The organism is Pseudomonas azerbaijanorientalis (assembly GCF_019139795.1).
GTDB classification, from domain to species: Bacteria; Pseudomonadota; Gammaproteobacteria; order Pseudomonadales; family Pseudomonadaceae; genus Aquipseudomonas; species Aquipseudomonas laurylsulfatiphila.
Window position 1 is genome coordinate 1,693,415 of the sequence record NZ_CP077078.1, and the last position, 20,200, is coordinate 1,713,614.

Annotated in this window: 15 protein-coding genes; 14 read left to right on the plus strand and 1 reads right to left on the minus strand. The window is 58.8% G+C overall.

What is annotated here, in order from left to right; translation table 11 throughout:
- The first annotated feature begins 47 nt into the window (after positions 1 to 47).
- Positions 48 to 1,358: an MFS transporter gene (locus tag KSS91_RS07490; RefSeq protein ID WP_116579996.1), complete on the plus strand. Its 1,311-nt coding sequence runs from the start codon at positions 48 to 50 to the stop codon at positions 1,356 to 1,358.
- Positions 1,359 to 1,418: 60 nt separating this feature from the next.
- Positions 1,419 to 2,222 carry an IclR family transcriptional regulator gene (locus KSS91_RS07495; RefSeq protein WP_217837492.1) on the plus strand — a complete coding sequence of 268 codons (804 nt, stop codon included), beginning with the start codon at positions 1,419 to 1,421 and terminating at the stop codon, positions 2,220 to 2,222.
- Positions 2,223 to 2,399: 177 nt separating this feature from the next.
- Here the strand turns inward: KSS91_RS07495 and KSS91_RS07500 are convergent, their stop codons facing one another.
- The gene (locus tag KSS91_RS07500) at positions 2,400 to 4,064 is read right to left on the minus strand and encodes an electron transfer flavoprotein-ubiquinone oxidoreductase (RefSeq protein WP_217837493.1); all 1,665 of its coding nucleotides are present in this window, start codon (positions 4,062 to 4,064) and stop codon (positions 2,400 to 2,402) included.
- A 548-nt stretch (positions 4,065 to 4,612) separates the two neighbouring features.
- Between KSS91_RS07500 and KSS91_RS07505 the strand changes: the two genes are divergently transcribed.
- The 12 genes from KSS91_RS07505 to KSS91_RS07560 all read left to right on the plus strand — a co-directional run bounded on the left by KSS91_RS07505 (position 4,613) and on the right by KSS91_RS07560 (position 20,184).
- Positions 4,613 to 5,362 (plus strand): electron transfer flavoprotein subunit beta/FixA family protein, encoded by a 750-nt coding sequence (locus KSS91_RS07505; RefSeq protein WP_015093946.1) that lies wholly within the window; start codon positions 4,613 to 4,615, stop codon positions 5,360 to 5,362.
- Positions 5,363 to 6,292, plus strand: coding sequence for an electron transfer flavoprotein subunit alpha/FixB family protein (locus KSS91_RS07510; RefSeq protein ID WP_217837494.1), 930 nt, complete (start codon positions 5,363 to 5,365; stop codon positions 6,290 to 6,292).
- Between the two features lie 194 nt (positions 6,293 to 6,486).
- On the plus strand, positions 6,487 to 7,323 hold the full coding sequence (locus KSS91_RS07515; protein WP_217837495.1) for a substrate-binding periplasmic protein: 837 nt from the start codon (positions 6,487 to 6,489) through the stop codon (positions 7,321 to 7,323).
- 9 nt (positions 7,324 to 7,332) lie between these two features.
- Entirely contained in the window at positions 7,333 to 7,689 is a 357-nt protein-coding gene (locus KSS91_RS07520) for a DUF4398 domain-containing protein (RefSeq protein ID WP_015093949.1), read from the plus strand.
- On the plus strand, positions 7,686 to 8,492 hold the full coding sequence (locus KSS91_RS07525) for an OmpA family protein (RefSeq protein WP_217837496.1): 807 nt from the start codon (positions 7,686 to 7,688) through the stop codon (positions 8,490 to 8,492). Before KSS91_RS07520 ends, KSS91_RS07525 begins: the two co-directional genes overlap by 4 nt.
- A gap of 201 nt (positions 8,493 to 8,693) precedes the next feature.
- Complete coding sequence (locus tag KSS91_RS07530; RefSeq protein ID WP_015093951.1) at positions 8,694 to 10,133, plus strand: aminotransferase-like domain-containing protein; 1,440 nt, start codon at positions 8,694 to 8,696, stop codon at positions 10,131 to 10,133.
- A gap of 80 nt (positions 10,134 to 10,213) precedes the next feature.
- Positions 10,214 to 10,696 (plus strand): translation initiation factor 2, encoded by a 483-nt coding sequence (locus tag KSS91_RS07535; RefSeq protein ID WP_217837497.1) that lies wholly within the window; start codon positions 10,214 to 10,216, stop codon positions 10,694 to 10,696.
- Positions 10,697 to 10,862: 166 nt separating this feature from the next.
- A complete protein-coding gene (locus KSS91_RS07540; RefSeq protein ID WP_007973695.1) occupies positions 10,863 to 11,117 on the plus strand; it encodes a YkgJ family cysteine cluster protein in 255 nt (84 codons plus the stop codon).
- A gap of 96 nt (positions 11,118 to 11,213) precedes the next feature.
- Positions 11,214 to 11,819 carry an START domain-containing protein gene (locus tag KSS91_RS07545; RefSeq protein ID WP_217837498.1) on the plus strand — a complete coding sequence of 202 codons (606 nt, stop codon included), beginning with the start codon at positions 11,214 to 11,216 and terminating at the stop codon, positions 11,817 to 11,819.
- Between the two features lie 341 nt (positions 11,820 to 12,160).
- Complete coding sequence (locus KSS91_RS07550) at positions 12,161 to 14,254, plus strand: LTA synthase family protein (protein WP_015093954.1); 2,094 nt, start codon at positions 12,161 to 12,163, stop codon at positions 14,252 to 14,254.
- 444 nt (positions 14,255 to 14,698) lie between these two features.
- Positions 14,699 to 18,817, plus strand: a complete 4,119-nt coding sequence (locus KSS91_RS07555; RefSeq protein ID WP_217837499.1) for a DUF1592 domain-containing protein — start codon at positions 14,699 to 14,701, stop codon at positions 18,815 to 18,817.
- A 2-nt stretch (positions 18,818 to 18,819) separates the two neighbouring features.
- Positions 18,820 to 20,184, plus strand: a complete 1,365-nt coding sequence (locus KSS91_RS07560; protein ID WP_217837500.1) for a DUF1552 domain-containing protein — start codon at positions 18,820 to 18,822, stop codon at positions 20,182 to 20,184.
- The last annotated feature ends 16 nt before the right edge of the window (positions 20,185 to 20,200 follow it).

Sequence of the window (20,200 nt, forward strand, 5' to 3'; positions counted from 1 at the left end):
CCCGGTTTTCTCATTGACCTCAATAACCATAAGAAGAGGCACCCCCCATGCAACCGCAAACCCTCACCGGGCAGGCGTCCTTGGTGACGCCCAGCCGCAAGCGTTTTTTCATCATGGTGCTGTTGTTCATCACCGTGGTGATCAACTACCTGGACCGCAGCAACCTGTCGATTGCCGCCCCGGCATTGACCAGTGACCTGGGCATCGACCCGATTCATGTCGGCCTGATCTTCTCTGCCTTCGGCTGGACCTACGCCGCCATGCAGATCCCCGGTGGCTGGCTGGTAGACCGGGTACCGCCACGCATCCTGTACACGGCAGCGCTGCTGCTGTGGTCGATTGCCACCGTGATGCTCGGCTTCGCTGGCAGCTTCATCGCGCTGTTCGTGTTGCGCATGGCGGTCGGCGCCCTGGAAGCGCCGGCCTATCCGATCAACAGCCGCGTGGTCACCACCTGGTTCCCCGAGCGCGAGCGCGCCACGGCCATCGGTTTCTACACCTCCGGGCAATTCGTCGGCCTGGCCTTCCTGACACCGGTGCTGGCCTGGCTGCAGCACGAATTCGGCTGGCACATGGTGTTCGTCACCACCGGCGCGGTAGGCATTCTGTGGGCAGTGATCTGGTACGCGGTGTATCGCGAGCCGCGGGACTTCAAAGGCGCCAATCAGGCGGAGATCGACTTGATCCGCGAGGGCGGCGGGCTGGTGGATATCCAGGCCGAACAGGCCAAGGTCAAAGCCAAATTCAGCTGGACTGACCTTGGCATTGTCCTGACCAAGCGCAAGCTCTGGGGCATCTACCTCGGCCAGTTCTGCCTCAACTCGACCCTGTGGTTTTTCCTGACGTGGTTCCCGACCTACCTGGTGAAATATCGCGGTATGGATTTCATCAAGTCCGGCCTGTTGGCGTCGCTGCCGTTTCTCGCGGCCTTTGTCGGCGTACTGTGCTCCGGTTTCTTCTCGGACTTTTTGATCCGTCGCGGTTACACGGTGGGTTTCGCCCGCAAGTTGCCGATCATCAGCGGCTTGCTGATTTCCACCTCGATCATCGGCGCCAACTTCGTTGAGTCGACGCCGCTGGTGATTGCCTTCCTCGCGCTGGCATTCTTCGGCAACGGCCTGGCTTCGATCACATGGTCACTGGTGTCGACGCTCGCCCCGGCGCGTTTGCTCGGGCTGACCGGCGGGGTGTTCAACTTCATCGGCAACCTGGCGGCCATTGCCACGCCGATCGTGATCGGCTTCCTCGCCACGGGTGATTCCTTTGCCCCGGCAATCACCTACATCTCGGTGCTGGCATTGATTGGCGCACTGTCCTACATCTTGCTGGTGGGCAAGGTCGAGCGTATCAAGTTGTAGTCGTGGCACGCGGGCGACCATAATGCCGCCCGTTCACTCGCTCAACGGTAAAGGCTGGATATGCAGGAAGACGCCCCAAAAATCGCCAAGGACGCCGCACCGACCGGCACCCAGACCCTGCTTCGCGGTTTGGGTGTGGTTCATGCCGTGGCCAGCGGCGCCCGCGATCTCAAGGAGATCGCCCGGCTGATCGGCACCACGCGCAGCACCACCCATCGCCTGGCCAGTTGCCTGGTGGACGAGCGTTACCTGCGGGTGGTGCCGCAAGTCGGCTATCTGCTGGGGCCGAAACTGATCGAGTTGGGGTTTCAGGCCCGTGAAGAGTTGCCGTTGGTGACCCTGGCCGGGCCGTATCTGGATGAGTTGTCGGCGTTGACCGGCGACACCATTCATCTGGCGATCCGTGAAGGCGACGAAGTGCTGTACCTGCACAAGAACCCGGGACGCAATGGCCCGGAAATGCGTTCGCGGGTCGGCCATCGCATGCCGCTGGCGCGCACCGGGATCGGCAAGGCGCTGATGCTCGATGATTCGCCGCAAGAGTGGCAGCGCCTGTACGAAGTCAGCCTGCCGGTGGGTGGGAAAAATCAATTCTGGCCGCAGCACCCTGAGCAATCCTGGGAGCAGTTCGAGCGGCGCATGGTCGAGTACGTGGCCGGCGGCTATGCCTTCGATCTGGAAGATAACGAGCCGTCGATCCGTTGCGTGGCAGCGCCGGTGCGCGATGCCAGCAAACGCATCGTCGCCGGCATCAGCATTGCGAGTACCGTGCCGTACATGCCGCTGGAAAAAATGGCCGAGCTGATTCCTTTGATCAAAGGGGTCACGGCACGGCTGTCAGCGGAGCTGGGCCTCAAGGTCTGATTCGACCCCTTTGTGGGAGCGGGCTTGCTCGCGAAAGCGGTCATTCATTCAACATGGATGTCGACTGATACACCGCTTTCGCGCGCAAGCCCGCTCCCACATGGGGTTTGTGTTGTTGCATAAATGCCAGGCAACAAAAAGGCCCCCATTCGGGAGCCTTGATGTTCAGCGGTCGGCTTACATGTTCGGGTAAGTCGGGCCGCCAGCGCCTTCGGGCGTTACCCAGGTGATGTTCTGTGCAGGGTCCTTGATGTCGCAGGTCTTGCAGTGAACGCAGTTCTGGGCGTTGATCTGGAAGCGCTTCTCGCCGTCTTCCTTGGTGATCACTTCATACACGCCGGCCGGGCAGTAACGCTGGGCAGGCTCATCGTACAGCGGCAGGTTCTTGCTGATCGGGATGCTCGGATCGGCCAGCTTCAGGTGGCACGGCTGCTCTTCTTCGTGGTTGGTACCGGAGATGAACACCGAGCTGAGTTTATCGAAGCTGATCTTGCCGTCCGGTTTCGGGTAGTCGATCTTCTTGCAGTCGGCCGCCAGTTTCAGGCAAGCGTAATCCGGCTTGGTGTCGTGCAGGGTGAACGGCAGTTTGCCGCCGAAGATGTTCTGGTCCAGCCAGTTGAAGCCGCCACCGACGATGGCGCCGAACTTGTGGATCGCCGGGCCGAAGTTGCGGCTGGCGAACAGTTCGTCGTAGAGCCAGCTCTTCTTGAACGCGTCGACGTAGGTGGTCAGCTCTTCGCTGCCGTCCTTCTCTGCGAACAGTGCTTCGGCCACGGATTCAGCGGCGAGCATGCCGGACTTCATCGCGGTGTGGCTGCCCTTGATCTTGGCGAAGTTCAGGGTGCCGAGGTCGCAACCGATCAGCGCGCCGCCCTTGAAGACCATCTTCGGCAGCGAGTTCAGGCCGCCTTTGCAGATGGCGCGAGCGCCGTAGCTGATGCGCTTGCCGCCTTCCAGATACTGCTTGAGCACCGGGTGATGCTTGAGGCGCTGGAACTCGTCGAACGGCGACAGGTAGGTGTTGCTGTAGGACAGGTCGACGATCAGGCCGACGACGACCTGGTTGTTTTCCAGGTGATAGAGGAACGAGCCACCGGTGTTCTCGGTGCCCATGATGTCCATCGGCCAACCGGCGGTGTGCACCACCAGGCCGGGTTGATGCTTGGCCGGGTCGACTTCCCAGATTTCCTTCAGGCCGATGCCGTAGTGCTGGGCGTCGGCATCGCTGTCGAGGTTGAAGCGCTTGATCAGTTGCTTGCCGATATGGCCACGGCAACCTTCGGCGAACAGCGTGTATTTGCCACGCAGTTCCATGCCCGGGGTGTACAGGCCTTCTTTCGGATGGCCTTCGCGGTCGACACCCAGGTCACCGGTGATGATCCCGCGCACCACGCCGTTCTCGTCGATCAGCGCTTCCTGAGCGGCGAAGCCCGGGTAGATTTCCACGCCCAGGTTCTCGGCCTGCTGGGCCAGCCAGCGGCACAGGTTGCCCAGGGAGATGATGTAGTTGCCTTCGTTGTGCATGGTCTTGGGCACAAAGAAGTCTGGAACTTTCTGCGCGCTTTCAGCGTTCTTCAGCACGAAGATGTCGTCACGGGTGACGGGAGTGTTCAGCGGCGCGCCGAGTTCTTTCCAGTCCGGGAACAGTTCGTTCAGGGCGCGTGGTTCGAACACGGCACCGGACAGAATGTGAGCACCGACTTCGGAGCCTTTTTCGACCACGCAGACGCTGATTTCCTTACCGGCTTCGGCGGCCTTCTGCTTCAAGCGGCAGGCGGCGGAAAGACCAGCGGGGCCGGCACCGACGATGACGACGTCGAATTCCATGTATTCGCGTTCCACAGGTTATCTCCTACTCAAGGCTCAACAGTTTTTTTTCTAATTTGGAGGTTGGGTGTCGCATCCATGAATTCCGGCGCAACGCCGAAAGCGGACAATCGATTGACCACCTTTCTCTTTGGGTGGCGCATTATATCTACACCACTCTCAGCGTCCAATACAAACGTTTGTTTGAATTGGCTCAAAGCCAGAGAAATCAAAGTCACGCGCCTTATGAACGGCCATTTTGGCGTATTGACCGGAATAGGCGTTCCGGTCAAGATACGGGCGGTTTTGCGCTCGCCGTAGGCTGGCAGTTGGTTTCAAGAGCACCTCTAAAGACAGGGCGATGGCAGTAGAGAGTGATGCGCCGTGCGGGTTTGGCGCGAAGTTTACACGCCGTGACGTTGAATGACTCGTCAGTCACCACTGACGAATGGTCATGCAGATCATGAGTGATGGTCACTTGACACGTTAGCCGGCGTTTTTAGAGGTGCCCTTGCGCCCGATGAGCATCAACCGCCAGGTTCGCCTAGGCGACTTTCTTTTCACCGGAGAGTAACGAGGAATCCATGAAGGTTCTTGTAGCTGTCAAACGCGTTGTGGATTACAACGTCAAGGTTCGCGTCAAGGCGGACAATTCCGGCGTCGATCTTGCCAACGTCAAGATGTCGATGAACCCGTTCTGCGAGATCGCCGTGGAAGAAGCCGTACGCCTGAAAGAGAAAGGTGTTGCGACTGAAATCGTCGTCGTCTCCGTCGGCCCGTCCACCGCTCAAGAGCAACTGCGCACCGCGCTGGCTCTGGGTGCCGACCGCGCCATCCTCGTCGAGTCCGCCGAAGACCTGACTTCCCTGGCCGTTGCCAAGCTGCTCAAGGCTGTTGTCGACAAGGAACAGCCTCAGCTGGTGATCCTTGGCAAACAGGCCATCGACAGCGACAACAACCAGACTGGCCAGATGCTCGCTGCACTGAGCGGCTACGGTCAGGGCACGTTCGCTTCGAAAGTCGAAATCAGCGGCGACAGCGTTGCCGTGACTCGCGAAATCGACGGCGGCGCGCAGACAGTTTCCCTGAAACTGCCGGCCATCGTCACCACCGACCTGCGTTTGAACGAGCCGCGCTACGCGTCTCTGCCAAACATCATGAAAGCCAAGAAGAAGCCTCTCGAAGTGCTGACTCCGGACGCTTTGGGCGTTTCCACCGCCTCCACCAACAAGACCCTGAAAGTCGAAGCGCCGGCTGCACGCAGCGCGGGTATCAAGGTCAAGTCGGTGGCTGAACTGGTCGAGAAACTGAAAAACGAAGCGAAGGTAATCTAAATGACTATCTTGGTTATTGCTGAACACGACAACAAAGTGCTGGCCCCGGCCACGCTGAACACCGTTGCTGCCGCCGCCAAAATCGGTGGTGATATCCACGTGCTGGTTGCAGGCCAGGGCGCTGGCGCCGTGGCTGAAGCCGCTGCGAAAGTCGCTGGGGTGGCTAAAGTGCTGGTAGCCGATAACGCTGCCTATGCTCACCAACTGCCGGAAAACGTTGCGCCGCTGGTTGCCGAACTCGGCAAGGGCTACGGCCACATCCTGGCTGCCGCTACTTCCAACGGCAAAAACATCCTGCCGCGCGTTGCCGCTGCCCTAGACGTTGACCAGATCTCCGAGATCATCTCGGTAGAAAGCGCCGACACCTTCAAGCGCCCGATCTACGCCGGTAACGCCATCGCTACCGTTCAATCGAACGCTGCAGTGAAAGTGATCACCGTGCGTGCCACCGGATTCGACCCGGTTGCCGCTGAAGGCGGTTCGGCTGCCGTTGAAGCCGTAGGCGCTGCCCACGACGCTGGCATCTCCAGCTTCGTCGGCGAAGAACTGGCCAAGTCCGATCGTCCGGAACTGACCGCTGCCAAGATCGTCGTTTCCGGCGGCCGTGGCATGCAGAACGGCGACAACTTCAAACACCTGTACGCCCTGGCCGACAAGCTGGGCGCTGCCGTGGGTGCTTCGCGCGCCGCGGTCGACGCAGGTTTTGTTCCGAACGACATGCAGGTCGGTCAGACCGGCAAGATCGTTGCGCCACAGCTGTACATCGCCGTCGGTATCTCCGGCGCGATCCAGCACCTGGCCGGCATGAAAGACTCCAAAGTGATCGTTGCGATCAACAAGGACGAAGAAGCGCCGATCTTCCAGGTGGCCGATTACGGCCTGGTGGCGGACCTGTTCGAAGCCATCCCCGAGTTCGAGAAGCTGGTCTAAACCGGCGGCTTGACTTATAAAGAGCCCGGCCTTTTGGCCGGGCTTTTTTTTGCTCTCTGTAGGAGCGAGCTTGCTCGCGATGGGCGTTAACGATGACGCGTTCATTCTGAAAAAAAACGCGGCGCATTGACCTCCATCGCGAGCAAGCTCGCTCCTACAGGAGGCATAACCGGGTATGAGTGGAGTATGAAGCCATGGATCTGCGCTGTGTGTGGAGCTTGCTGGGATTGACGCTGTTGCCGGCGCTGTCTTTCGCCGCAGGCAAATGCGAACGCCTGGTGGTCACCGGCAGCCCCGATGCGCCGCCGTACCTTTGGCAAGACCCGCAAGATCCCAAACACCTGATCGGTGCCAATGCCGATTTGTTGCAGCAAGTGGCGGGGGAGTTGGGGCTCAAGGTCGAACTGCTGTATGCCGGCAAACGCGCTCAGGCCCTGGACGAAGTGCGCAGCGGACGCATGGACATGCTGGCGGACGCGACGTTGACCGTCAGTGAGCTGGAAACCCTGGATTACATCCATCCACCCTTGCTGGAAAACGACTACCTGGTCTGGACGCGCAAGGATTCGACGCTGGTCTACAACGAAGCACAAGATCTGCACGGTCATCCGGGTGCCGTGTCGGAAAAGGCTCGATTGACCGCGCAATTCAGCACTTTTGCCGCACAGCAATTAACCCTCGCACGCATGTCCAATCTGACCCTGGCCTTTCAGAAACTGTTGTTGGGCGAAGTCGAATTTGTCCTGGCCGGACGTTACTCGGGCATGGCGACTGCACAAACACTGGGCATGGCCGGTGATCTGATCGCACGTTCGCAACCGGTCGACAAGCCTGGCCTGTTCCTGGCGATTTCCCACAACTCGGCCTGCAACGATCCGTGGTTGCGCGGACAGTTGGCCAAAAAGATGACAGAATTGCCCGCGTCCGGACTGACGGAAGCCGTGCTGCTGCGCAATATCGAGCGCTGGAAGGCACAGCGCTCACAACCGCAGCAACCCTCGCAACAACCCGTCAGTACCCCAAAACAGTAGGGATATTTAGTGAGTATTCGACCTCTTTTCGCTGCCGTGGCCATTGTCGCCCTGGCGGGTTGTGCAACCGATCCGGCGCCGAATGAACAAATGCGCCTGACCGAACAGGCACTCGAACAGGCCAAGGCCGTGGGTGCCACCGCCGACGATGTGCCGGAAATGAAACTGGCCGAGGACAAGTACAACCGCGCCAAGGGCAACATGACTGATCAATCGTTCAAGAATGCGCGCATGCGCGCCGAACAGGCCGAACTGGATGCGCGCCTGGCTGAGGCCAAGGTGCTGACGGCCAAGAGCGAGGAACAGTTGAACGTGCTTAACACCCGCATCGCCCGTCTGCAAAAGCAACTGGGAGATGCTCAATGAGCCTCAAGAGCAAAACCCTCGGCGGTTTGATCCTGGCCGCCAGCCTGACCGGTTGCGTCAGCCAGCACAGCGAGACCGCGTTGCAGCAGGCTGGAACCGACTTTCAGAAGGTCAAGGAAGACTCCAATGTGCTGCGAATCGCCCCCAAGGACGTGATCCGCGCCGGTGAGTCCCTGGCCCGTGCCGACCGCCTGTCCAGCTATTGGGGCAGTGGTTCGGACGTGGTGCATTACGCCTACCTGAGCCAGCGCTATAGCGCCATTGCCCGGGAACACACCAATCAGGCGCTCAACGAAGAAAAAGCGGCAAAACTCGAACTGGAACGGCAGCGTCTGCAACTGGCATTGCGTGAGTCCAAACTGTTCAGTGTGCAGCAGCAAGGCAAATGGCTCGAAGAGCAGATCCTGGCATTGACCACCTCCCAGACCGACCGCGGTCTGGTGATGACGTTGGGCGACATGCTGTTCGACACCGGTGAAGCGGAATTGAAACCTTCGGCCAACCGCGTGGTGTTGAAGATCGTGCAGTTCCTGCAACTCAACCCCAAGCGTGTGGTGCGGATCGAAGGTTACACGGACAGTACCGGGGGCAAGCAGGAAAACCTCAAGCTGTCTCGCGACCGCGCACAATCGGTGGCTGACGTGCTGATGGATCTGGGCATCGACGACAAGCGCATCCAGGTCGAAGGTTACGGCGACGAGTATCCCGTGGACGCGAATGCGTCGGAACGGGGCCGTGCGCAGAACCGTCGGGTGGAAATTGTGTTTTCCGACGAAAACGGCCAGCTCGGCGCCGCCCGGTAGGGTGTGCGTCGATGGAAAACCCGGCCTGCCATGCAGCGCCGGGTTTTTTTTCGCCTGCCGATTACCGCACAAAACAGTACAGATTTTGCTGACACTGCACTGTACGGTCGACTATTGTGGTAACTGTCCCCGTACACTTCTAAACTGTTCCGGTATTGTTTTACACAAGAATAAAATGCCCGTGAAATCGAGTGCTGCGTCATGACCAATCTTTTGCTCTATCAACGTATTGCTCAACAACTGGCCGAAGACATCCGCCGAGGAGTCTATCAGCCGGGAGAGCGCGTGCCTTCGGTGCGCAAGATGAGCTCGCAGCTCAATGTCAGTCATGCGACGGTGTTGCAGGCGTATGCCAATCTCGAAGATCAGGGGCTGATCCGCGCCCGGCCGCAGTCGGGTTACTACGTGCACCAGACGCCGGCACTCACGGCGCCGACGCCGGACATCGCCCGGGTCGAGCGCCCCGGCCTGGTCACCCGTAGCAGCATCATTCAACAAGTGTTGGTCGAATCCCGTCGTGAAGGTGTCTTCCCGCTGGGCGCGGCGGTGCCGAGTGTCGATTATTTGCCGGTGCGAGCGCTGCATCAGCAATTGGCCAAAGTCACTCGTTTCCATAGCCCGCGGGCCTTCAGTTACATGTTCAGCCCCGGTTTCGAGCCGTTGCGCCGACAGGTGGCGATCCGCATGCGCGATGCCGGCGTGGTGGTCGATCCGTCGGAAGTGGTGATCACCCACGGCTGCGTCGATGCGCTGCAGATGTCCTTGCGCGTGCTGACCCGTCCGGGCGATCTGATTGCAGCCGAGTCGCCGACCTATTACGGGTTGCTGCAACTGGCCGATCTGTTGGGCCTCAAGGTCATCGAGATCCCCAGCGATCCGGCCACGGGCATGAGCCTGGAAGCCCTGCAACTGGCAGCCAACCAGTGGTCGATCAAGGCGTTGGTGCTGACCACTCGGCTGAGTAACCCGTTGGGTGGCACCATGCCTGAAGAGCGGCAGAAACAACTGCTGCGCCTGGCGTCGGACTTCGATATCCAGATTGTCGAAGACGATATCTACGGTGAGCTGATGTTCGAGCAGGGACGCACCAAATCCCTCAAGGCCTATGACCGGCTGGACCGGGTGATCTATTGCTCAAGCTTCTCGAAAACCCTGTCACCCGGGGTGCGGATCGGCTGGATGATTGCCGGCAAGTATCAGCAGGAAATCCAGCGCTTGCAGACCTTCAGCACGCATTCAGCGTGTAGCGTGACCCAGATGGGAATTGCCGCTTACCTGGAGAATGGCGGGTATGACCGGCATTTGCGCTTTATCCGTCAGGAGTACCGCAAGAACCTCAGTGCCTTCCAGCTGGCCGTACAGCAGTATTTCCCGGAAGGCACGCAGATGACCCGGCCCACCGGTGGCTTCATTCTGTGGGTCAGTCTGCCGGGGCGGGTCAACACCCAGGAGTTGCACGTGCGGGCATTGCAGCAGGGCATCAGTATTGCGCCCGGGCTGATCTTCAGTAATACCGAGCAATTCAATCACTGCATTCGCCTCAATTGCGGCACGCCCTGGAATCGTGAAGCCGAGCGCGCGTTGATGACCCTGGGCATGCTGGCCACCCAACTCTGCCAGGAGATGGCTGGCAGTTTGTAATAGTCTGCTACTGCGCTTGTCTTGTGGGCTGCAACAGGCGAGCATAGACACCTCTGCCGTTTGCACCCACCGTTGGATACATGAAACCGACTTTTCCTGCCGCCTGGCTTTTGCTCTGCCTGATTGCGAGTATTCAGCCGGTATCCGTCGTTGCCGCCACCGAGCAGGATCAGCAGGCCACCGGCAGTTTCCACGTTGCACCGATAAAAACCGCACCCGCAAAAAAAGCTTCGCCGGCCAAGAAACCGGCGACGTCCGCGAAAAAACGCCCACCTATTGCTTCCAAATCGAAACCGGCCAGCGAAGTGGTAAAGACCGAGCTTCCATCCGCCAAGCTGGACCTGAGCTTGCCCAAGGATATGGTTCAGGAACTCAAGCCGGTCGGAACAGTGCCGTTGTCCAAGCGCGAACCACTGCTGCCCCAGATGTTCGGTGACAAAAGCGGTAGCAGCCCGTTCCAGCTCAACGGCCGCCTGCTCAGCAATGAAATGCAGCTGCAACTGCGCAATGAAGAGCGCCGTGAGGTTGAAGGCGCGGCACTGGATTTCGAGTTCAAGCAGTAACGCCAGCAAGTTCCGCGAGCCGCAGAACAGACGCTTTGTCGGAGACTGGTCGGTCATGCCCGTTAACGTGGAAAAACCCGCTCGCAGGTAATTTAAAACAACTGTTTTAGCGGGTACTCTGTGCCCCGTCCTTTTACACATTGCTCGTTGCGAGGAGCTTGTCGTCATGAAATGCCGTGAGGGCTGTGGCGCTTGTTGCATTGCCCCGTCCATCAGTTCACCGATCCCCGGTATGCCCAACGGCAAGGCCGCGGGGCAGCGTTGCCTGCAGCTTTCCGCCGATAACCTGTGCAATATTTTCGGCCAGCCGGAACGGCCGGCGGTGTGTTCTGCCTTCGAGGCCGACCCCGAGGTGTGCGGAAGCAGCAGCGAAGAGGCCATCCGGCTGATTGGCTGGTGGGAGCAAATGACGGCGGCGTGATGTGTGGGCTCGCACCTGCGATCACCTGCGAAAGACCTGAAGGTGATCGCAGGTGCAAGCCCAACGAACGGAACTTCAACAATAAGGAATAAGACTATGAGTTCGCTGCATCGTATGGCTGTGCTGTGTGGTTTGACGGTTGTGCTGGCTACCTCGACGGCCCAGGCCGAAGACTGGAAAATCGCGAAAAACGAAGACGGCATCAAGGTCTCCCTGAGTGAAGTGGCCGGGTCCGATTACAAGGCCTACCAGGGCGTTACGCTGATGAAAACCACCATGGCCAAGCTGCGTGCGTTGCAGGATGACGTGTCCGGAGCCTGCGCCTGGATTCACGAATGCAAAACCCAGAAATTGCTCAAGCACGAAGGTGACCAGAGCTGGACCTACACTCAGTTCAACACCCCATGGCCGGTTACTCCGCGTGACTCGGTGCTGCACATCACCACAACCGAAGGTGCCGATGGCAGCCTGACCCGCAAACTCGAAGGCGTACCGAAATACCTTCCTGAAGAAAAAGGCTTCGTCCGGGTTGCCAAGGTCGACGGTTTCTGGAAGTTCGTACCCAAGGGCGACCAGATCGAAGTGACCTATCAGGTGCACACCGAACCGGGCGGCAGCGTACCGTCGATGGTGGCCAACAAGTTCGTGGTGGATGCCCCGTTCAATACCTTGAAAGCCCTCAAGGAACGCGCCGAGAAGTGACGGTGTGATTCTTTTAAGGTGACTGTAAACGCCCCGGTCGGTTCGGGGCGTTTGCGTTTTTGACAGGGCAGGGGGGGGGCTTTAATTTGTTACCGGATATGCGTTGCACGAAATTTTCACCACGTCTCCAAGACAATTCGTCAGCTCTCCCGCAACCCGCAGCGTATTGCTGAATGCAGGATGAAACAGTCGGGATGAGGGTAGTAATCAATGGCAATGCAGCCGTTGATCGTGCAACATTTGCGCACCGCGCAAACCCCCGGGCCTTGTACGGGCCGAAAAGAGGGCCAGGCGCAGCTGTATTTTTTGAAACTTCAACTTCCAATGGGTCCTAAAACGACATGGCAATCCCGGACGCCCTGAATCAGCAGCGAGCCTTTAGTCGCCTGCTGCAACCGACCGTCAAATCGCATTTGGCCTACACGCTGTTGTGTGCACTGGTCATGATGGTCATGTTCAGCCTGCTGCGCGTCGCGCTGCTGGTTTACAACCGCTCGATGATCCTCGATACACCGGCTTCGACCTTCCTCGAGGCATTCGCCAACGGTCTGCGTTTCGACCTGCGTCTGGTGGTCTATCTCAGTATTCCGTTGCTGCTGTCATTGTTCAGTGTCCGGGCCATGGCCGCACGCGGGCTGTTCCGTCTCTGGCTGACAGTCGTCTCCAGCATTGCGCTGTTCCTGGGCCTGATGGAGATGGACTTCTATCGTGAGTTCCACCAGCGCCTCAACGGCCTGGTCTTCCAGTACGTCAAGGAAGATCCGAAAACCGTGATGAGCATGCTCTGGTACGGTTTCCCCGTGGTCCGCTACCTGCTGGCATGGGCCGTGGGCACATGGATCCTGAGCCTGGCGTTCAAGGGCGCAGACCGTGCGACCCGCCCTCGTGGCCCGTTCAGTGGCGGCAGCATCGGCACTCGCCAGGTTGCGCCGTGGTATGCACGCGTTGGCGTGTTCGTGGTTTGCCTGCTGATCTGCGTCGTCGCGGCCCGTGGCACCTTGCGTCAAGGCCCGCCGATGCGCTGGGGTGATGTCTACACCACAGATTCCAACTTCGCCAACCAGTTGGGTCTCAACGGTACGCTTTCTCTGGTCGCCGCCGCCAAGAGCCGGATGTCCGAGGATCGCGACAATATCTGGAAGGCGACCCTGCCTCAGCCACAAGCCCAGCAAGTGGTGCGTGACATGCTGGTGGTACCGGCCGATAAACTGGTGGATGCCGACACCGCAGCGGTACGTCGCGATTACACCCCGCCGGCCGACAAGACCCTGCCGGTCAAGAACGTCGTTGTGATCCTGATGGAAAGCATGGCCGGTCACTCGGTGGGCGCGCTGGGCGGGCCGGGCAACATCACGCCGTACCTCGACAAACTGTCAAAGGAAGGCTTGCTGTTCGACCGCTTCTTCTCCAACGGCACCCATACCCACCAGGGCATGTTCGCCACCATGGCCTGCTTCCCGAACCTGCCGGGCTTCGAATACCTGATGCAGACCCCGGAAGGCAGCCACAAGCTGTCTGGGCTGCCGCAGTTGCTCAGTGCCCGTGACTTCGACGACGTGTATGTCTACAACGGCGATTTCGCCTGGGATAACCAGTCGGGTTTCTTCAGCAACCAGGGCATGACCAACTTCATCGGTCGTAACGATTTTGTGAACCCGGTGTTCTCTGATCCGACCTGGGGCGTGTCCGACCAGGACATGTTCGACCGTGGCCTGGTCGAGCTCAAGGCGCGGGAAAACGGCAAGCCGTTCTATGCCTTGCTGCAAACCCTGTCCAACCACACGCCTTACGCCTTGCCGACGCCATTGCCGGTCGAGCGCGTAACCGATCGTGGCAACCTGAACGAACACCTGACCGCCATGCGTTACTCGGACTGGGCACTGGGCCAGTTCTTTGAAAAGGCCCGCAAGGAGCCGTACTTCAAGGAAACCCTGTTTGTCATCGTCGGTGACCACGGTTTTGGTAACGAACAGCAGATCACCGAGATGGACCTGGGCCGCTTCAACGTGCCAATGCTGATGATCGCGCCGGGCATCCAGGAAAAATTCGGCCAGCGTGACCACACCGTGGGCACCCAGATCGACATCGTGCCGACCATCATGGGCCGCATCGGTGGCGAAGTGCGCCATCAGTGCTGGGGACGCGATCTGCTTGACCTGCCGGAGGGCGATGCCGGTATTGGTGTGATCAAGCCGTCGGGCAGCGAGCAGACCACGGCCATCCTCACCGCCGACCAGGTTCTGGTCCTGCCGAAGGACAAGGACATGGCGCCGAAGTTGTATCAGTATGAATTGGGTGCCAAGCCTCGCGCCGAAGTCATTGCTGACGCGCCGCGTACCGCCGAGTTGAAACTCAAGCTCGAAGCGTTCCTGCAAACAGCGACCAAGAGCCTGCTGGACAACACCGCGGGTGTCGTTGACGGCACTCCGGACTAAGTATTCAGTCAGGTCTTGCTGCCTGACCTCAGGCAACAAAAAATCAGAATCCGATGCCTGCACAGGCATCGGATTTTTTATGTTTGCCGGGTGGCGAAGAACCGCAACCAAGGGCAATACCTGTCAACTCTGACAGTAGACACCCTTGGGGTTTGGGGATTTCATACAGGTGCTTCGTACCTGATCCAACGTTTGTAACAGCGACGTTGAGAGCGGGCAGTGTCGCAAGGATGAGTGTCTGTCTGTTCCTGTCTCTTTGGCTTTCGTGCCATGTCTTGGTGATGCTGTGGAACCGCACTGGAAGACATTCCAATAGAAACGCCGGGGGTGGCTTTGGCGCTTTTCTGGCCTGCCGCTTCGGTTCAGGTGGTTCGCCGCAGGACATCGAATCAACAGATTTGTCCACTGGGTTGAAGCACTTGTCTAACGAGTGAGGCTCGCTTCATGAACAAGTCTGTCGGTGTGCTTCGTTTGCTGTGGCTCGCGTGTCTGGTGGCGCTCGCCGCTGTCATCGCTTGGGTGGCGTTCACCAGAACATCAGAGTCCACGCCCTCACCTCAGTCCTGTACCGCACCCGCTTATGCGGAGGGCACGCTCTATGAACAAGGGCAACAGGTACAGCACAAGGGCCAACAGTTTGAATGCTGGAAAGACGACGAGGCACCGAAAGGCATCGGCAGTTGGCAATGGTGCAGGCAACCGGCCTATAAGCCACTCGAAAACGAGTACTGGCCAGACGCGTGGAAGGACCTCGGTGAATGCGGTGGTTTCGAAGGCAATCGCCTTACGCTGAGCTTTGCCACCCTTGGCGGCAAAGCACCCCTGAAACCGGCGGTGCCCGGTGTCGCTCGCGCTGATCAGATGGTCACCGGGACTCTGCGCTGCAAGGCCGAAGAAATTTCGATCAGGGCGAAGGCCAACGAAACGATCCACCTCGATAATCTGAAAGCCTGCGACTACCAATTGGTGATGAACAGCGCCGATGGATACATCCCGCTGAACACGCCGCGCATTGTCACGTTCAAGGAGGCGCAAGGGGCAGAGCAAGCCGTGACGGTGACGTATCGCCCACCGGTGGATGTGAGCAAGCTCAGTGGTTTGCCGGGGGTGAAAATCGAGCTGTTTGCCCAGGGGCTTGTTCAACCCAGGCAGATGGCCATGGGCAAGAACGTATTGTATGTCGGCTCCAGTGCAATCCCTTCGTACGTCTATGGCGGAAAAATCGGCGACATGATCTACGCGTTGCCACTGGATGGGGCGGGTAAACCGACGGGCATTCATGTCATTGCCAGCGGTCTGGAAGAGCCCCACGGCGTGGCGTATCGCGACGGTGATCTCTATTACTCGACCACGGGTGGTCTGTATCGCTTGCGTAACGCGGACGATCATTACAAAGACCCGAAACCCGAACGGGTCTTCAGCTTTCCGGCAGACGACAACCTGTTTCCCTTGCCCCCTCTGTCGTCCGGTTCTAACACTCGCATCTGGCACATGAAGCACCCCTTGCGCTTCAATCCACTCGATCCATCAGACAAGTGGCTTTATACAGCGGTCGGCATTCCGTGCAACTTGTGCATGATTCCTGCCGACAAGCGCTATGGGACGGTCTTGCGCTACTCCCCGGAAACGGGGGCTTCCGAGATTCTGGCCTCGGGGGTGCGTAACTCTGTCGGCTTCGACTGGAACCCCAAGGACGGCAAAATATGGTTCAGCGACAACAATCGCCAAGGCTTCCCCAACCCTGACGAGGTCAACTTTATCCGCAGCCCCGGGTTGCATTTCGGCGTGCCTTATCGGTTTGGCAAGGACACGCCCGGATTCACTCAGGAGGAGTACCTGAACCCGGGTGTGATCCAGCCGCCGCTGGTGCCCGGTGCCATTGTGTCCGACAAGTCGCTCGAGCAGATCAACCCCGCTGATTATGTGCCGGCAGCTTTTGAGTCGGGCACCAACACGGCGCCGCTCGGGGTCAAGTTCTGGTCAGGTTACCCGGCCACCGAGAGGACCCAACGTTTGCTGGTTGCCGTGCATGGTGCGGGCTCCACTGCCCGTCCAGGCATGGACATACAAATGCTGACCATCCAGGACGGTACGCGCGTGGTCAACCAGATCCCGCTGATCAATGGATTTGTGCAGGCCCCGGAACGATTTGATGTCTATTGCCTGGACAGCTCGTGCATTGGGCGCCCCGTCGAGTTTCTTGAACTGGCGGATGGCAGCCTGCTGATCAGCGATGACGTCGCCGGGGTCATCTATCGCGTGCGCTATGACGCGACCGGGTTGCCGCAGACGCAGTTGGCGTTACGTCCAATGCTGTCACCTCCCGGCCTGGAAAACGAAATGATCAGTGGTTATCTGATTGCCCCCGACGGCAATAGTCGACTGGTGCAAATTTCATGGAATCCGTTAAACAATGAGTCTGCGCTGGTTCTCAATGGGTTGGCGTATGGTGAGTATCAGTTGCGCCTCAATGATGTGAAAAACTGGATTCCCGAGGTGCGCAACACAGCGTTAACGCTATCGGAAACCAGCAAGACTCATACGATCAACCTGCGTTATCGCGAGCGGCCGATCAAGCTTGAGGTCAAGGTGACGATCAAGGCACCGACCAGGCCTGCTTCCGTCCCCGATGCCCAATGGCACGTCAGCCTGATTAACGAGGACCAGAGTAATGCTGAGCCACCGGTCATAAACATTCCATGGGGCGGGACTACGACGCAGCTCCTCGACTATGGCAAGTACAAGGTTATCTACCCGTTTTATCCTAAGGAAAAACCGCAGCCGGAACTGGAGACGGTGGTGATTGATGAGTCCAGCCAGGACCGGCAGCTGCCACTCGTCACTTACCATCATGTCGAGAGCCTGGGCGAAACGGTCCTGGCGGGGGCCTGTACCAAGTGCCATGCGGTCGAGTACTTCAACAGCGCGAGTAAGGCCTTGCTCTGGAGCGTGGCGGGTCGGGACGCGTTGGTCAAACAAATCAAGACCATGCCGGTTTCAGGGCATTGCGACACCACCTGTGCGACTGAAATCAGTAATCACTTGTTCGACGTCGTCTGGAAACCTTACCTGGATCAGGACGAATCCTATGGCGCGCGGCAGTTGCGATTGCTGACGCCAGATGAGTATGCCGCCACCGTCCTGGACATTCTGGGGGTTGAAGTCAATCCCGAGAAGCTGCCGGCCGACAAGTCCGAAAAAGACTTCAAGTACCCTGGGGAAGCGAACATGGGCGTTCTGCAGGCAGAGGACGTCAAACTGTTTTACGACATGGCATTGTCGGTGGCAGAAAAGGTTTCGCCGTCGCGGTTGAGCGCGCTGGCAACCTCCCGGGCAGGCACCGATCTGGTCACCTCCCTGGGCTATCAGTTGTTCCGACGGCCTGTCACTGACGCCGAGCGGTTGCGGTACCAGAAAATCCTCGACGAGCAAGGGGCGCCGGCTGCAATCACCGCTCTGATGATGTCGCCGAACTTTCTCTATCGCTCGGAGTTGGGAGTGGAGTCAGCATCGGCAAGCAAGGTGTATCAGCTCACACCGTTCGAGGTAGCCACTGCGCTCTCTTACGGGTTCCTGGGCACGACGCCGGATGTTGAGCTGCTGGCCAAGGCGCAGCGCAACGAACTGCAGACCTCACAACAGATCGCTGCAGAAATTCAGCGAATGATGCAAACCGATCGCGGCATAGAGCAGTTCAACCGCTTCGTCAGCTATTACGTCAAAACGGTTCGAGGCGTCCAGGAAAAACCGGGACTGACCAGACACATGATTGAGCTCATGACGCAGGAGCAGTATCTGCTGAGCAAAAATATGCTGCTGGGTTCCGGCACCCTGAACGAGTTGTTCAACCCCGGCTACACCTATTTGAATCAGGACCTGGCCGCGCATTATGGCATCAGCGGTGTCACGGGCAGCACGATGCAAAAGGTCGTGGTGGACGAAAAACGGGGAGGGTTGTTGCATCTGGGGCTGACTCAAGCTGCCACGTCAGACTTGGTGAGTACCTCATTGGTCAAGCGTGGAATCATGATTCGTGAGCAGATGTTCTGCCGTGAGTTCGGTGCTCCGGTGGAGGCCGATCCGACAGAACCGGTTTATCCGCCTCGCGCCATTACCACCCGTGAGCATTGGGACCTGGTCAACGGCGAGCAAGCCTCAGGTGGACGCTGCTGGCAGTGCCATCAATACATGAATGACACAGGGTCGTCGATGGAGCATTACGACGCGGCTGGTCGTTATCGCACTCAGGAAAAGGCCCACAACTATAACCAGTATCCGCAGATGTTGCCGATCAAGGCCTCCGGTCCGTTCATCAGTCTGGCCGGCACCGAGCAGGTCGATGATGTCCGGGATGTCGCAAGAATTGTCTCGCGTAACCCGGCATCACAGTTCTGCATGGCCGACAGTTACTTCCGGTTTGTGTTCGGCAACAAATCGGATGAATCGACCTCCGGGACAGTGAAGGCGATTGCCGATGGCTTGAAAACTTCAGGCTCCCTGGCAGAAATGTTGCGAACCCTGGGGACTTCCAAGGCGTTCATCTACAAAACCGAGAGGAATTGATCATGGGCATTTTGAAAAGTCGTCGGCGTTTTCTCGCGGGCCTGGCTGCGGCAGGTGTCTTCGGTCCTCTGACTCAATTCGGTTTGGCGCGCATGGCTTTGGCCGGGCAAACACAGCAAGCCAGGTTGAAAGTCGTGTTTGTGGTGGTCCCCGACGGACTGGCGGTGGACTCCTACAATGGCGGTGCTTTTGGTGATGGGCGCGGATTGTGGCACCCCACTGCACAGGGGACGGATACCACGGCCTTTACGCTCAATGAAGTCAGTTCAGAGCTGGCCGCCTATCGCAACCAGTCGTTGTACCTGCGCGGGATTATTCTGGGGCCGGGGAACGTGGGTCATAATGGCTGGAACTGGGTATTGCGTGATAGTCAAAAGAGTCAATCGTCTATTGATGTGTTGCTGGGGCAAGCGCTGCCGGGCACTGAGCCGTCCCACCGAAGTCTGTTTGCCGGCCCCCACGCCGGAATCGATGGAACCCCCTGGTTTGTGTCGTTTCAGGGACGTGCGATTCGTACCCCCTACCGTGATCCAATGCGGATGGCTGAATCATTGTTCAAGTCGCCCGCTCAGACTCGGCGCGCACTACAGCCTGGGGCCCGTGCGCTGCTGGAGGCATCCCTGGTGGATATCCGGGAACTCAAAGCCAGGCTTTCTACCGGCGAGCGGCAGAAGCTTGATACCCATCTCGACTCGGTGGAGCAGGTCATCAAGGACCTGGAGGAAACACGGCCGCCCGTGGGGGCATGTAAGCCGGTGACACTCGAGCCTCTGGATTACAGATCGGCAGCGCACCGCACCCGCATTCAGGCGGATCACCACAAATTGGTGGCCACCGCCTTGGGTTGCGGGATAACCCGGGTCGCCACCCTTCAGATCGGGCGCTCGGCGGAGTCGCTGAATATCGTTGATGTCAGTCCCGAGAGAAATCCCCACGATTGTGCTCACCGACGCTCCGGGCAAGAACTCTGGAAGGGAACGCGGCAATGGTACGTTCGGCAGGTCAAACTGTTTCTGGATGAACTGGCCCGGTACCAGGACCCGCACGTGCCCAGCGACAATCTGCTCCAACATACACTCGTCGTACTCACCAGCGAGATGGCCGATGGATCTCCTGAGCACATGATCGATATGCCGATGTTGTTAATGGGGGGGGCGAGCGGATTGTTGAAAAGCGGGGACGGTTCGGGACGGTACTTCAACGTTACGTCGCAAGCCGATCAAAAGCACCACGCGGGGAACCCGGTGATCGGCCAGCATTTCGTCGACATGCAGCGTATCTGGGCAACCGTAGCCAAGGCAGCCGGAACCAGCGTGCCTTACGGCGGCAATATCAATCCCCTCAGCGGGATATTCACTAACGTGTGAATCCGAACAACGATGC